This is a genomic window from Leptospira interrogans, from assembly GCF_900156205.1.
Classification (GTDB): domain Bacteria; phylum Spirochaetota; class Leptospiria; order Leptospirales; family Leptospiraceae; genus Leptospira; species Leptospira interrogans.
This window is the reverse complement of sequence record NZ_FTNA01000006.1, coordinates 53,959-69,112: the sequence shown is the minus strand read 5'-3', so window position 1 is coordinate 69,112 and position 15,154 is coordinate 53,959. Positions and strand designations below refer to the sequence as shown.

Here is a 15,154-nt window from a genome sequence, read left to right as displayed (position 1 = left end):
TCTTGACGTGAAACTTTCTTTAGATTGGATGAACGATTTTACACCTTTGAAGGAGGTGGGACTCGATGCAATTTTAAAGAAGATTGCGATTTCTGTTTGTGAGATCGACGACGCGACGGAGTTTCGTCCCGAATTGGATTTTGTAAAAATTGTTCGAATCGAATCTCTGGAAAAACATCCTTCTGCGGATAAACTTCAAATAGCCCAGGTTTTTGATGGAAGTTCTAAATCTCAAATTGTTACCGGAGTAACTAACGTAAAAATAGGCGATTTGGTCCCTCTAGCGATTCCGGGAGCAAAATTAGGAGACAAAGAAATTTTAGAATCTGAACTTAGAGGAGTTAAAAGTTCAGGAATGTTATGTTCCGAAAAAGAACTTTTTTTGTCGGAAGAGGGTAATGGTGTTTGGATTTTAAACGGGTTAGATCAAGCCGAAGTCGGTAAGACAATCCGTTCATTTTTATATTATAATGATATTATATTCGAAGTTGATAATAAATCTATCACACATAGGCCAGATCTTTGGAGTCACTTCGGTTTTGCAAGAGAACTCGCTTCTCAACTTCGTTTACCGATAGTTTTTAATCCTTTCGAATCTCTTTGGAATTTCGACTTATCAGTCAAACTTCCGAAAGTATTAGAAAATCAGAATGCGCATTCTTACTATGCGTCTTCTATTTCTGGGGTTTCTGTCTTTCCTTCGAAAAGAAAATTTCAATCCAGATTGCAAAAATGTGGGGTTAGAGTGATTAACAATGTAGTGGATGTTTCCAATTATGTAATGTTGGAAATGGGCCAGCCTACTCATTTTTTTGATAAGAAGTTTTTAGAAAACCAAGGTGGAATTTCTCTCGAAGTTTCCTTTGCAAAAAAAGGGGAAAGTTTTGCACTTTTAGACGAGACCTCTCCAGCTTTAGAAGAGGAAGTTTTGCTGATTCGTAATCAAGGGAAACCTGTGGCAATTGCAGGTGTAATGGGCGGTAAAGAATCTGCTGTACAAAATACTACGACGGAAATCGTGATGGAATCCGCAGTCTTTATGAGAGAAAGGATTCGTAAGTCTATACGTTCCACAGGTATCCGATCCGATTCTTCTGTTCGTTACGAAAAAGGACTGGAGGCGACTACAACTCTTCCTGTAATTCGTCGTGCGCTCAATCTTTTAAAAGAAAATGGTTGTTCCGAATTGAAAGCGAGCGAACCTGTGGGTTTTTTACATATTCCTCATAAAGAAGTTCGTATTCATACGGACATTCATTTTATTAATGCGAAGTTAGGCGTTACCTTGTCTCAAGGAGACATTACGGATATATTAGAAAGATTGCATTTTATAGTTTCTTGGAAAGGGGAACATCTGGAAGTTTTAGTTCCTAAATTTCGTCATAATTATGACGTGACTATCCCGGAGGATCTTGTAGAGGAAATTGGAAGAACCAAAGGTTACGATACAATCCAAGTCTCTCCTTTATTAGCGGAGGTTAAAACTCCAATTCGAAATTTAAATAGAGAATTGGAAAGAAAGTGCAAAACTTTTTTTGCCATAGCTTTAAAATATCATGAAGTTTTTAATTATTCTTTTCAATCTTATAAAGAAAATGAATTTTCTGGAGATCCTAAACTTTCGGTAAAAATTAAGAATGAAATGCCAGAAGAACAATCCGTTCTGAGAAATTCGCTTTTACCCTCTTTGTTAAAAAATACTCGCACCAATCAAGATCGATTTTCGGAGATTAAAATTTTTGAATTTGGCCGAGTGTATTTTAATCTTCCAGAACCAGAAAACGAGAAGAAAATTTTTGCTTTTGCAGTTTCTTTAGATAAAAAAAGTTCCGAGCCTGATTTAAAACTTTTAGAAGAAGATTTTTTAAAAATAAAAAAGGAAGTAGAATCTTTTCTAGAGTCCATTCAGATTTATGAATATACTTGGAAAATACAACAAGAAACTATCTTTCATCCAGGTGCAAATCTGTGTTTGGTGGCGAGATCCGGAAAAGATGGTTTAGAAACCATTGTAGGTAATTTAGGATATGTTCACCCTGCGATTTTAGATTCTTTCGAACTTAAAAAAAGGGTAATTTACGGTTCTTTTGAATTTGAACGGATTGTAGAACTTTGGAATCAAAATCGGAAAGTTTCCCGTTTTGTGACTCCTTCCCAATTTCCGGAAGCAGAAATTGATCTTTCAATTTTGGTTGGAGAAAAAGAAAATACGAACGTATTTACAGATCTTGTAAAATTGGAAAGAATTCCTGAGCTAAAAGAAGGTTGGGTATATTCTCAATTCATGGGTGGAAATGTTCCGGAAGGAAAAAAGTCAGTGAGTTATCGTTTTCGATTAGTGAACTATGAAAGAACTTTTACCCAAGAAAGAATCAAAGAAATTTCGGATCAGTTAGTTATTCTTGCGGGAAAAAATGGATTTGTATTGAGATAGGGAACTGGTTTCAAAACCTAGAAAGATATACAAATACCTTAGAAATTTTTAATAAACTACTGCAACTTTCCGTAGAAGCCGTCATATTTGACAATTGCAAACTTTCTATAGTTCTAATGTCGTTAAATTTTCTTAGTAGTTCTCACATTTGTACGAAATTCAATGTATCTCGTTAAACTTAGTAAAACGCTTTCCTGAACTCAAATCTCGCTCCTGACGGGTCGCGTTGAACTCAGTAAACGCTTTCTATGGATCGCGTTTAAGGTTTTGGACAAGCTCTAAGTTCAAGATTGAGTATAAATACATATTAGAAATTTAATTTATAAAAATTTAATATATTATTGAATCTAATTTTTCAGGGACTCGTGTCCGCTGGCGTTTTCTCATTTGGAATGTGCGTCGGAATTTCAGAGTTTTTAGGAATATTTCGGAAAATACGAGGGTTTTACAGAATTCTAATAATTGTTGAAAAAATCCTTTTGTCGATGTCAAACTGTTCGTGGTGATTACCACATTTTAAGTTTTTATGATAGAATTAACCAACATTGATAACATTTTTGTAGACTTGATAGAACCTTTTGATAAGGTAACTTCGGAAAAAATAAAATGAATATTCATAAAACTGCATTTATTCACCCTCTGGCGACGGCGATCGGTCTCGTAGAAATGGGGCCTTATTCTTCTCTTTGGCCTGGAACGGTAGTTCGTGCGGATATGAACCAAATTGTTTTGGGCAAAGGGGTAAACATTCAAGACAATTCTACTCTTCATACCGATTCAAGCCGAGGAATTACGATAGGGGATTATACATTAGTCGGTCATAATACTATGTTACACGGATGTAAAATCGGAAGGGGTTGTCTAATCGGAATCGGAAGTATCGTTTTAGACGAGGCTGAAATTGGGGATGGTGCTATGATAACCGCTGGTTGTATGATTCGAGGTGGAAAAAAAATTCCTCCTGGAGCGATGGTTATACAAAAAAACGGAGAATTAAAAATTTTAGAAGGAAAATCAAAACCCATTTTAAGTGTAGCGGGTTGTTTAGAATATATTGCTCTTTCTGATCGATTCCGAAAAGGAATTTTTGGACCGTTTACTCTGGAAGAAGAAATCGAATTTCAAAATCAAGCAAAAACGGTTTTAAAAGAAATGGGAATTCCTTTTAAAGAATAAAGAAGTCATTTGGATCTAGAATAAACTACTCAGGCTATATAATAAAGTATCTAGTGCCCTGTATTGAAACAAGGTTTTGCAATGAAAATTTGCGGTAATCGATTTTATATGGGTTAATAAAAAATGAAAGTAATTGTTTTTGCATTTTTAAGTAAAAATCTGTTTTATTTTTAAAATCGAATCAAATATTTTATAGTCTTTATATTTTTTATTAAATAAAGTTTTATATATTATAATTATCTAAAGTATTTATTATTCATAACTATATAATAAAGTACCTAATATTTTGTATAGGACCAGCGTTTGGTGATAAAATAACGGTACTCAATTTTATAGAGATCAGGAATTCAATTAGGATAAAATTTATTATTTATGGCAGAAAGTTTATGAAAATAAAATACCAACTAAAAATTATAATCATTACAATTTTGTTTATGAGTAACTATTTGTATTCTCAAAAAAGTTTTGAAATTTATGCGAATCTTATTTTTATAGAAAAATTACCAATGCCTTATGAAATAGTAACATTAAAAATCAATAATATTTATTCTAAAAGGAATTTGAGTAAATTAGAATTTTTGATATTATTGAGTAAAGCTAAGAGAATTCGGCCAAAGGATGAAAAATTAAGAAGTTGGCATTATTCTTCTTGGTGTAATAGAGTTGTTAAAAAATTCCATAGTGGTGATTAACAAAACTGCTTCAATTGATAGTTTCCATGAAATAGAAATAAATGAGGAATTAATTTTTCAACAATTCTAATATTCAATTTCTTACAATTTTGGGAAGTTATGAGCTTAAATTATATCTTGGTGGACTTGGTTTTTTGACTTTACCTGATGGAAAAACAGAGGCGTTATTGTTTGACCTGAATGGAAAATGAAATCAATTTTAAAAGGATAAATGTCGTTAAATACACATTGTATAAAAGGAATCTATCTTATAACATTGTTGTCATAGCGAGAAGTTGATACTATTTGTGGAATTCTGACTCAGTCTATTTTTCTGAATCCTAGTTCTAAAAAGTTTCCATGAAAATGTGTAATCTGTTTCGAACGAAGTGATTTCATTTTGTCTGCTATTACACTCACCCGAAAATCTACGTAATCGTTTCGATAAGCGTCTCCTTCTTGTATTGAAAAATTAATGATCGAGAATATTCTACCTTGTTTAGATGGTTTGCTAATTTGAAATGGAAGTTCTTTATGACCTTCTCCGTTCAACGAAATTTTAAATAAGGATATAAAATTGGAAGAAACGTTTGTGTTTGTACCCAGTACGACCTGATATTTACCAGCTGTCTTTGTAGGTAATCGAATCCCTGCTGAAAAATCCTGATTCAATTTGAAGTTTAAATAAAATGGATAACTGGAAGTTTCTTCCTCTTTGAAATAATCAGGAAGTCTAATATCATGACTCCATGTTTTATTGATCGAAAGAAAAAATAAAAATAACATCCATAAGAGTAATCGAATTCGTTTTGAAAAAAGTTTCATTGGAGAATAATCCTTTTGATTAATTTTAAGTCTCTGAGCGTCTTTTATTTTCATTATAAAATCAATGTATCGAAACTTAAGATATAGAAATTCATACATGAATTTGGCAACGAAAATGCGATTGAAGAATTAATGAATTGTTCAAAACAATATGATCTGTATATATTTTAAATAAACTACTTTTTCCCTGAATTTTTGAATTGAAAGAGGTAAACAAGTTTTATCTTTACTCAGAACTATATAGTAAAGAATCTAGTGTTTGACAATAAAAATTTACAGTAAGCAATTTTATGTGGATCAGTAAGTATGAACAAGGGCCGTAGGCCAAGTTCAAAAAAAACATCTTCTTTTATATTTGTCTGCTACAATATTAATTTATAATTCCAATTGAGCTCATCTGGGTAAGCATTAACTTTATGTTTAAATAAACATGTTTTAAATGTCATCAGACGACGAAATTAGAAAGATCTTTTGATTGTTTGTATAAAAAATTGTCACTTTTACAATGTGAGCATCTTTAAAATTTACGAGGTCAGAATAGGTTATTTCTATAATAGAGTTGTTAAAAAATTAATTTTCTATCTGTTGTATTGAAATGGAAAATTGAAGCAATTTTGCTAATCTCCATTATGGAATTTTTCAACAGCTTTAATACTTAAAAGTATCGATTTACTATTTTAGTATATTTTATAATACTAATTTTTTACTGATTGCAATAAGGCTTGAACTTTAAAAGAATCTCCGTTTGAAAATTGGACTCTATTATATATTTTTGAGTGTGTACGATTTGAAGTTGAATTTATAATTTAACAAATTTAGTTAAAACTTCTAAAACTTTGGGACCTTTAGATCTTGAATCTTTGTCTAAAAATGTTCCCGTAAAAACGTGAGCTTTTTTATTAACGATAAAAATCCTTTGATAATTGTGAATTTTTACATTTTTACCATCAACGGATTGTTCAAATCTGCCTTCTAAAAGTAAATTTTCCATTCCGTGAATTTTAGATTTTTTAGGAGGGCTGATCATTTCGTATTTTTGAAATACTGTCGGATAAAATCCGGTTATTGCGGAAGCATAATCATCCAAGGTAGTTTCCCTTGGTTGTTTAGAAAGATCTTCAATCGTATAATTAATGTTCGTATTAAATGGTTTGGCTTGTGCACTACTTTGAGGATATTCAAATAGAAAAAAATTAATTTCTACTACTTCCAGAGCCTTTTTGACCTCTGGGTTCGATATAGATTTTTCCGTTTGATCTAAAAGAGTTTCATTGCTGCTAAAATACCAGCCCTTGTAGTCAAGTCCAAGTCCGAGAGCTGGAATTTGAATCACTTGTGTATCCGGATGAAGTGTATGTTCTTTTTTACAACTCAAGATTATAAGTATTAAGATAGATAAGAAAAATAGAATACGAATTAAATTGTATTTCATAAAGAATTCTCCGGAAAATGAAAAAATCTTAGATAAAGAAAAGTGAGTCAATTGATTCTTTAGAAGTTTTTAATAAAATGCAGTATTCCTACATTTTTGTGAAACTCAGCGTCTCGCTTCTATGGGCGCTCGACAGGTTGCATTTGGCAATTTGCGAGCAGTTCTAACGTCGTTAAATTTTCGTAGTTCCCACATTTTTGAGAAACTCAATTGAATCGTTTGAGAAACTCAGCAAAACGCTTTCCTACGGGTCGCGTTTTAGGTCGTTCGACTGGTTTGGGGACAAATTCTCAAATAAACAATTGCTCCGACACTTATTCTATAGAAGAATATTCTAATTCTTTAATTTGTAGGAACTAATACAAAAATAAAATAGAGTCGTTGAAAGATTCCATAGTTCAGATTAACAAAACTGTTTTAATTGCCCGCTTCCATGAAATAGAAACAGATGGAGAATTAATTTTTCAATAATTCTAATGTATCTCACCCAAATCATCAAAAAATATGACTTTAAAAATAGGCAGAGATTTTACCTAGGATTTGTGGAAACTACTACAACTTTTCATAATCCAAAGACGTTCAAAAAGTAATGATAGACTTCAATGAGACAAAATTTGTGAGAGTAACTACTACTTTTAGAAAAGTATTTCTATGATATTTTTTTACATCGAAATTATTTCACTATTCCAATGTGAGAAGTTTCACATTTAAAACCAGAAAAGAGATAACTAAAACAATTAAATTTGATCTAAGTTTCTAATTAACGTGAATTCAACGTAAAGAATTCATGGTTCATTTTTCTAAAAAAAGTTGCGATCTCGATTTCTAAAATGTGGGAACTCCCGAAATCATGATTTTACGAACAAATTCTAAAATTGTAGTAACTCGTACTTTTAGAAAATTCTTTCTCGTTTTCTTATGCTGAATTTGCGTTATTTAAAAAGAATTCTCTGAGCTTTTTACCCAAATTTAAATCGAGTTGTTCTATGAATTCAATTTCGAAATGGTTTCTAGAAATAAAAAAGCCGATCTCCACGATCGGCTTTTGAACTTTTTAAAAGATTAGTGTTTATTGATCAGAATGCGAAAGAAAGTAAAACCTTAAATCTTGTAAAAATATCTGCTGCAGAAAACCCAAACAATAATAGAAGAAAGAAAAATCCAGATCCAAAGATGACCCTGTTCATCAAAGTATCATATTTAAGATGCATAAAATATCCGAGAACTAAGGAAGCTTTTGCAGTTGCTACCGCCATTGCTATGATTACGTTCATCGCACCGAAGTCGATACCCGCAACCCAAACGGTGACAAATGTAAAGAAAATCAAAGTAGCAAAAATTAGAGAATAAGTTTTAACAGAAATGACATGGTGCGAACCGTGGCTTTCTTCTTTGTGAGCCTCTTTAGTAGGACTACTTTTTAATTTTTCTTGGCCTTTTAGAACTACTTCTTGAAGAAACTTTCCTAATTTGTTGTCTTTGTTTCTTTCGATAAAGTCTTGGAGTTTATTTTCTTCTAAAACTTGAGAAGAAAAGTTAACGGCAAACCCCACGAGAGTCGCTTTGATAATCGTTCCGGCTCCGATTACAAATCCGGTAAAGGGAATTAAAAATCCAATGCTGACGATTACGTAAAGTGCGTAGTTTAAAAACAGTTCCATTTTTTATCCTAAAGTTGGTTGCGGATGGTTTATAGGACATACTGTCAGGGTCTGAAAAAGCCTCAAGTACATTTCAGTAAAGAATTCGTTTCCTCCATTTGGAATAAAACTTTTGGATTCTGTATTGTATCTTTTCCTCTGAATTTTTTAAAAATCTCAAAAGAACCCAAGAAGTCCCATACGATTTTCCGGACGCAAAACGGTCCGGAGTTAAAGGAAAAATTTCGATTTCTTGAGATTGACCCCAATCGTAAATCCATTCCGAATAATTCGGAATCGTTTGTTTCAAAGGCAAAGTAAGAATGGAAAGATTGTCTCCAAACGTGTTTCTTTTTTGTTGGAAGAAAACGGATTTAGAAAGTTCGAATAGAATTCTTCCCATAGACCATCTGTAATTGGTTTCGCTGATTCTTTGTATTTTTTTTATGTTTTGAGAATTGAACTCAAACCCGTCGATTGAAACTGGGCCTTGGTATTCTGGAGAAAAACTTTCGGATAATTTTTTTACGATCGGTTCTAATAGAAAAAAGAAAAATTCAGATTCTTTTGTGGAAGTAATATAAGCGCCGTTATAGCTTCCTTTTTCATCGCAGATTTGAATCGTACTCCCTAAAAATGTGGGAACTCCAATCGCAAAATCATAGAGGCACGAAAAATCATAAATTCTCTGAACCCAAGGTTGTGCAACACAGGGAAACCAGGAAGATTCTTTTTGAAGGTTAGAATTTTCCCACTGTTCTGAAGCGATAGAAATGAATTTGAGAATTTTATGTCTTCCCGAAAAACTAAATTCCGGTTTAAGAACAATCTTATCAGTCTGTAGTTCCGACCATTCGAAAATCAAATCGGAAAGATCATAAGGTTTTTCTAAAATTTTTGAGGGAATATCTTGAAAACCTTGTTCTGATTTCCAACGGGTCAAAAGAATCTTAGAGTTTAATCTTTTGGAAAAACTTGCTTTTTCCAAAGAAAAAAGAATTTCACCCGAGTCGTTTAGATCGGAAACGGAACCCCATTCTTCCCAGGTTCGAATCGGATCGATGGTAGAAGAAGATTGAAAAATTTTCTTTGAGTTTCTTTTGAGAAGTTGGAAATTGCAAAATTGGATTCCTCTGTCTTCCCAAAACCGAATCCAACTTGGATCTGGAAGTTCGTGTAAAAACTGAATCGTAGAAGGATTACAGATCGATTGGAAAAGAAAAAATAAAGTCTCTAAAGACCGATTTTTTAAATCTAATTTTTCAGGTGCTATATGGGAGGACCTTAATTCTTCTTCAAAAAATCCGTTAAACCTGCAATAACGAGTCATAATACGTTGAAATTTTTTAGTTTGTAAAATCAAGAATGAGGGATCAGAATTTCGATAATCTGAATAAGGGCAAATCTATGAACATCCGTATTTTTTCATTTCTGATTATTCTTACCATTTTTGGTTTAGGAGCGGCACCTAACAAGGTTTTAACGTTAGAAGAAAAGGAAGAATTAAGACAGATCGAAACGGTACGCAAAGGTGGTTTTACGGATATAGAAGTAGATAATTTACACGCTTCGATTGCCGGAAATATTCTTAAAATTAATAATCTACTTGGAAACGAAACGTATAAAAAAGCGCTTCGATATATTGAAGACGAACCACGGGAAGCCGCTAAGTTTTTGTTTCAAGATAAGGAAAATAAACAATATCTTCAATTGGATTTAGGTCTTGGTCAATCTTTTGCCGATTATCCGAAAACGTATTTATATCAGTCCAAGATTTACATTTATCCTGGAACCGATGGCAAGTCTTTGGAAAAAATCATTCTTCAATTTAAAAGAACAAATGCAAAAGGAGAGGTTTTTATTCGAGAGATGAGAAGACTTATCAATAATTCTCCCAAAGGACCTACTTTTTTAGGAGATGGAAAAAGAACTCCGAACAACAACAGTGAAATTCTTTTAGAATTCTTTTCGAGTCACGATACCGATTTTCTTTGGCCTGATAATCCGATTCAACCCGTTCCAGCAAGTGTTACCACAAAGTTGAATGAGGCGGTTAATCCTCTTCCTTATAACAAACAAAAACAGATCATTCTCCAATATAAAAGATATTTGAGAAAAGTAGATAAGATGGTAAGTCTTAGACTCCACACTATGGAATTGGACCAGAAGATGATGATCTCTAAAATGCTGGAATTTCAGTGATTTTAAAAAAGCTTGTCCCAAAACCGTCTAACGTGGAAATTACTACGAAAATTGAACTACATTAGACTACTTGAAAGTTGCCAAATGCAATTTAATTTGTAGAGGAACTACTGCATTTTATTAAAAATTTCTAAAAAATTATCATCTAAAATTTTCTGAGGTTTTGGGACACGCTCAAAATTCAAAAAGAAAGATCGCCTAATTAATTTTTGCATAAAATCGATGTTTGGCGATTAATTCTAAATTAATAATGCAAAAGCGATTATTATCTAACGTGAGTTCGGCGTAATAAAATCTGGGCGAATCCGGCTTGCCACGGGCAGCCGGACCGGGCTCTCAGCTCTGGTCAATAAATTGTATATAGGAAACGTTATACAACATTCATCTTTAGCTTCAATTTATTTACCTCGCATCGATCCCTTTCGCGTTAATTTACGTTATTTAACGTGAGTTTGGTATAAGAGAACGAGAAAGGATTTTTTAAAAGTATGAGTTCCTACAATTTAGTAGATAGAGATCAGATTTCAGAGGGAAGGAGAAAGTTTACTCTGTGATAGTTCCCACATTTAGAAAAAAATCTGCAGATTCCAGACCCCAATTTTTTTCAAAAAAATGAATCATGGATTTCTTTACGAATTCACGTTAAAATATAAATTTGTGGTAGTTCTCGCAGATTAAGTCGCATTGCAGATCTTTAAACATTCATTTTTTGTGACCGAGTTGGGGAGTTCCTCATTTTATTTTTTGATTAAAAAATCACTGATGACCTTTTCTTGAGTTAGGTATTTTTTATTGAGATAAGAGATTGCTAAATTGATAAATCTTGGAACTTCTTTTCCTGCCTCCAACAAATCCAATTTTGTCTGAGTTAATTCATCAATTGTAGATAAAGCTAATCTTCTTTGACTTTGGTGAGATTCGAATTCGTCTTCGGTTTCAAAAGCCATCTTGTCTTTTTCCTTTTATGGAGATTACTTTTAAAGAAATCAACTTAAAACGTTCAAAAAGAATCCATATATAGTTTAAAATAGATTCTTTTTTAAAAAATGCAAGTGATTCTTATTAGATTTCTTTATAGTCGATTGCCGTTTGAATTCCCCTTTTTTCATCTACAAGAAAATTGATTAAAAGAGAAACGATAAAGAAAATAGAGACTACTAAAAAGGAATTTCTTAAATCAAAAAGAACCTGTAATCCTCCTACTGCAACTAAACCAAATGCAGCGGCTATTTTTCCGGATAAACCCCAAAGACCGAAAAATTCTCCTGATTTAGATTCCGGAGCAAAAAGACCTACAATTGCACGGCTCGCGGATTGTGTAGCTCCAAGACCTGCCCCAGCAAATACAGTAGTTCCTACAAATACCCATTGTTTTGTAGTAGGAATTCCGATGCCGGTTAAGAATGTTGTTAGATCTTCTACCCAATAGATTAATAGAAGACAAGCAATCCATAATAAAAGCGTAATATTAAAAGTTTTCTTTGCACCTATTTTATCTTGAATAAAACCGAATATGATCGCACCGATCGCCGCAAAAAGTTGAATCAATAAAAACATAGCGATTTCGTGTTCTTTTTGAGTTTTAATTTCTTGAGCTCCGTAAATAAAAGCGAAACTGATTACGATTCCGAGCGCCGCCATTGCAAAAAACAAAGATACAAGATACAAAGCCATGTCTCGGAATTTATGGATTTCTTTTAGAGTGGAGGTGACCCTTTCCACTCCGATTTTAAGATAGGAAAGTCCGGCCGGTTTTTCTTTTCCTGCGGTATATTCTCTCAAAAGAAGAAAGGTTGGAATTCCGGAAAATAAAAAGAAAAATGCGGTATAAGGGCCAACCAAACGGAGACTACTAAAGTTATCTATTGTTTTCGGACCTAAAGTATTGACTAACGCAACCGCAGCAATTCCTCCGAAGTATCCTATTCCCCAAGCATAACCGGAAATTTTACCTAGATCCTCTTTCGGTCCTAAATAGGGAAGAAAACTGGAAGCAAAGTTTTCACCGGATGCAAAAAAGAAATTAGAAAAGATGATTAAAATAAACGCTAGGAAATATTGTCCCGGAGCGATTACGAACCAAAGTGCACCTGTTGAAATGATACAAAAAACGTAACTATAAAATAAAAATTGTTTTTTCCGCGCCGAATAATCTGTAATTGCTCCGAATATCGGACCTGTTACAACTACCAAAAGATAGGAAATTGCAAGGGCGATTGACCAAAGAAGATTTCCGTATTCGAACGGATTTTCTTGGTTGGAAGAAGCCGGGACTACCAATTGGCTGAAAATGATTCCGTAAGTTACACTAATGATGACTGTCGTATAAGATGAGTTCGCAAAATCGAACATGCACCAGCCGAGAATTTCTCGAAATGGGGCTCTTTTAATGTCTTGCATGGTTTGCCTTTCTGTTTTTGATCAGAAATTTCGAAGGCTATTTTTTTGAAAACAGGGTGTCAAATGAAAACCGTAAAAAATTTCTCTTGCATAGGATTTTCGGAGTCTTTAATCTGAATGAAAGACATCGTCCAATAAAATAAAAGAATATGGATTCCTCCTTTTTCAATCAAGTTGATTTATATCAACTCATGCGCCCTCGAAAGGTTTGTGTATGCAATCAAATTTCCGAAGAAGAAATTTTGACTTCTATCCGAAATGGAAATGATACACTTCAAAAACTCATGGATGATACCGGTGTCTCAACTGGTTGTGGAACTTGTTCCAGTGCGATTCTTAAAATTTTAGCCAAAGAACTTAAAGTTTCGAGAGAATGAATTCTCTTCCAAACGTATCCGTCAATATGGCTATGACTCTAGACGGGAAGGTCTCTCGTCCAGATGGAAGGTGGTACGGACTTTCTTCCAGAAATGATAAGAAAAGAATGGATGAAATTCGCTCCAAGGCGGAAGTCTTAATTTTAGGAAAAAATTCAATTTTAAATGATGATCCTGTAGTTCATCTTCGTTATGTTGATAACGTTCAAGATCCTCGTCCGGTGATCTTGGTCAGATCCGGAACGATTCCAAAAGACAAAAAAGTATTCCGTTTTTCTAAAATACCACCTTTGATTTTTTGTTTAGACGAAAATCATCATTTGATCCAAGAAAATCTTTCTTCCTGCGCACAGATCGTTCCAATCTCTGGAAATGATTTGAGTCCTTTAAAAGCTCTCAAGGTTCTCTCCGAAATGGGTTATAGGGAAATTCTTTTAGAAGGTGGTCCTTCTTTAAACGATTCTTTCTTTCGGTTGAATTTAGTTTCTAGAATTTATCTTACGATCGTTCCTTTTATAATCGGAAAAAAGGATCTTCCTTCGATTACGGGTGGGCGCGAGGAGTATTTGGACTTTGATTTGAAAAAATGGAATTTAATTTCTTCAGAAACATTAGAAAATGAGATTTTTCTAATTTATGAAAATGAAATGTTTTTTCGGCCTTGATATTTTTTAAATTTTGTAATATGTCAGGTTTTGCTTTTTGTATTAAGAACTTGTCCCAAAACAGTTCAGTGTGGAAGCTACAACGAAAATTAAACGACATTAGGGCTGTTTGAAAGTTCCCAAATGCGACCTGTCGAGCGCCCATAGAAGCGATACATTGAGTTTCACAAAAATGTAGAAACTATTGTACTTTATTAAAAATTTCTAAAGGATGATCGTGTAAAATTCTTTGAGGTTTTGAGATAAGTTTTAAATGTTTTTTAAAGATAAAATGGATAGAGTTGAAAGATTAATTTTCTTTTATTTTTTAGTTAAAATGAATGGAATGGGCAGAATCGTTTGAAATATGGATTTTTTCAACAACCTTAGTACAAAACAAAAGAAGTATAATGAAACAAATTTAATGTGATTTTTTATGAAACAAAAAAAACTATTTTATACTTTCTGTTTAAAGTTTCTTCTGATTTTTTTTGTAGGAGTTTTAATTTACGAACAATTCTTTCCGGGAAAGAAAATTTTAATACAACAAGATCGACTGATTTATTTACCAGATCAAAAGAAATCAGTTCCCTTAGAATTGGAATGGGTGTTACTTTCTGAGATTCCTGAGGAATGGATTTTTTATACCGTTCAGGTGGAAGACAAAAGATTTTATTCTCATCGAGGTTATTCTATTTCTGATATTCACTCTAGTCTGATTTCTTCCGTTTTATTTTTTAGAAAAATTAGAGGTGCAAGTACAATCACACAGCAGCTGGCCCGAACTCTTTTTTTATCTCGGGAAAAATCATTATCTAGAAAGTGGAAAGAAATTCAAATTGCTTCTGCATTGGAAGATGAGCTTGGAAAGAATACCATTTTAGAATATTATATCAATAGCGTTTATTGGGGTAGAGGAATGAACGGATTGAATCAGGCTTCTAAATATTATTTTAAAAAGAAACCAACCAATCTGAAAACTAACCAGTTTAAGGCATTAATTCAGATTTTAAAAAAACCGGATGCTTACACTCGAGAAGAAGTTGTTTTGCTTTCAAAGAACCTATAAATATTGCTCAGAGCTACATAATAAAATACTTATTTAATAGTTTATGCTTTAGCATGTGAATTCATAGAAAGAAAATCCAAATATTCAAAATTTTATAACTAGGTTGGTTACAAAAAAATCGAAAACAAAAAACATTTTGCGAACAAAATTTTAGAAAGTCGTATGATGTAATTGAACGCGAAAGGGATCGATGCGAGGTCAAGTTATTGGTATTTTATAAAAATTGAATCTGATTTTGTAGTTTCACAATAACTTGACCGGAGCTGAGAGCCCGGTCCGGCTGC

13 protein-coding genes are annotated in these 15,154 nt (G+C 33.1%); 7 read left to right on the top strand and 6 right to left on the bottom strand.

The genetic code is table 11. The features are described 5' to 3' along the window. The first annotated feature begins 7 nt into the window (after positions 1 to 7). The 3 genes from pheT to BW942_RS06935 all read left to right on the top strand — a co-directional run bounded on the left by pheT (position 8) and on the right by BW942_RS06935 (position 4,302). The gene (pheT, locus tag BW942_RS06950; RefSeq protein WP_000777483.1) at positions 8 to 2,434 is read left to right on the top strand and encodes a phenylalanine--tRNA ligase subunit beta; all 2,427 of its coding nucleotides are present in this window, start codon (positions 8 to 10) and stop codon (positions 2,432 to 2,434) included. Between the two features lie 606 nt (positions 2,435 to 3,040). Further along, positions 3,041 to 3,610: a gamma carbonic anhydrase family protein gene (locus BW942_RS06945; RefSeq protein ID WP_001020828.1), complete on the top strand. Its 570-nt coding sequence runs from the start codon at positions 3,041 to 3,043 to the stop codon at positions 3,608 to 3,610. A gap of 386 nt (positions 3,611 to 3,996) precedes the next feature. Beyond that, a complete protein-coding gene (locus BW942_RS06935; RefSeq protein ID WP_000696044.1) occupies positions 3,997 to 4,302 on the top strand; it encodes a hypothetical protein in 306 nt (101 codons plus the stop codon). Between the two features lie 300 nt (positions 4,303 to 4,602). Here the strand turns inward: BW942_RS06935 and BW942_RS06930 are convergent, their stop codons facing one another. The 4 genes from BW942_RS06930 to BW942_RS06915 all read right to left on the bottom strand — a co-directional run bounded on the left by BW942_RS06930 (position 4,603) and on the right by BW942_RS06915 (position 9,541). Further along, entirely contained in the window at positions 4,603 to 5,160 is a 558-nt protein-coding gene (locus BW942_RS06930) for a hypothetical protein (protein ID WP_000692782.1), read from the bottom strand. A gap of 745 nt (positions 5,161 to 5,905) precedes the next feature. After that, positions 5,906 to 6,589 (bottom strand): LIC_13215 family putative lipoprotein, encoded by a 684-nt coding sequence (locus tag BW942_RS06925; RefSeq protein WP_000148686.1) that lies wholly within the window; start codon positions 6,587 to 6,589, stop codon positions 5,906 to 5,908. Between the two features lie 1,025 nt (positions 6,590 to 7,614). Further along, positions 7,615 to 8,199: a cytochrome C oxidase subunit IV family protein gene (locus BW942_RS06920; RefSeq protein WP_000418707.1), complete on the bottom strand. Its 585-nt coding sequence runs from the start codon at positions 8,197 to 8,199 to the stop codon at positions 7,615 to 7,617. Positions 8,200 to 8,272: 73 nt separating this feature from the next. Beyond that, a complete protein-coding gene (locus BW942_RS06915) occupies positions 8,273 to 9,541 on the bottom strand; it encodes a hypothetical protein (RefSeq protein WP_000603129.1) in 1,269 nt (422 codons plus the stop codon). A 44-nt stretch (positions 9,542 to 9,585) separates the two neighbouring features. On the opposite strand from BW942_RS06915, the gene BW942_RS06910 reads away from it, so the two are divergent. Then, the gene (locus tag BW942_RS06910; RefSeq protein WP_001026144.1) at positions 9,586 to 10,380 is read left to right on the top strand and encodes an LIC13212 family protein; all 795 of its coding nucleotides are present in this window, start codon (positions 9,586 to 9,588) and stop codon (positions 10,378 to 10,380) included. 737 nt (positions 10,381 to 11,117) lie between these two features. Here BW942_RS06910 and BW942_RS06905 read toward each other — a convergent pair. Next, positions 11,118 to 11,327: a hypothetical protein gene (locus tag BW942_RS06905; RefSeq protein ID WP_000863678.1), complete on the bottom strand. Its 210-nt coding sequence runs from the start codon at positions 11,325 to 11,327 to the stop codon at positions 11,118 to 11,120. Between the two features lie 115 nt (positions 11,328 to 11,442). Continuing rightward, a complete protein-coding gene (locus BW942_RS06900) occupies positions 11,443 to 12,780 on the bottom strand; it encodes an MFS transporter (protein WP_001152295.1) in 1,338 nt (445 codons plus the stop codon). Positions 12,781 to 12,929: 149 nt separating this feature from the next. Here BW942_RS06900 and BW942_RS06895 point away from each other — a divergent pair, with 149 nt between their 5' ends. From BW942_RS06895 to BW942_RS06885, 3 genes are all read left to right on the top strand, one after another. Then, the gene (locus tag BW942_RS06895) at positions 12,930 to 13,157 is read left to right on the top strand and encodes a (2Fe-2S)-binding protein (protein WP_000378416.1); all 228 of its coding nucleotides are present in this window, start codon (positions 12,930 to 12,932) and stop codon (positions 13,155 to 13,157) included. Next, complete coding sequence (locus tag BW942_RS06890; protein WP_001087012.1) at positions 13,154 to 13,822, top strand: RibD family protein; 669 nt, start codon at positions 13,154 to 13,156, stop codon at positions 13,820 to 13,822. The genes BW942_RS06895 and BW942_RS06890 overlap by 4 nt, the downstream gene beginning before the upstream one ends. Before the next feature lie 415 nt (positions 13,823 to 14,237). Then, positions 14,238 to 14,870, top strand: a complete 633-nt coding sequence (locus BW942_RS06885) for a biosynthetic peptidoglycan transglycosylase (RefSeq protein WP_000810588.1) — start codon at positions 14,238 to 14,240, stop codon at positions 14,868 to 14,870. The last annotated feature ends 284 nt before the right edge of the window (positions 14,871 to 15,154 follow it).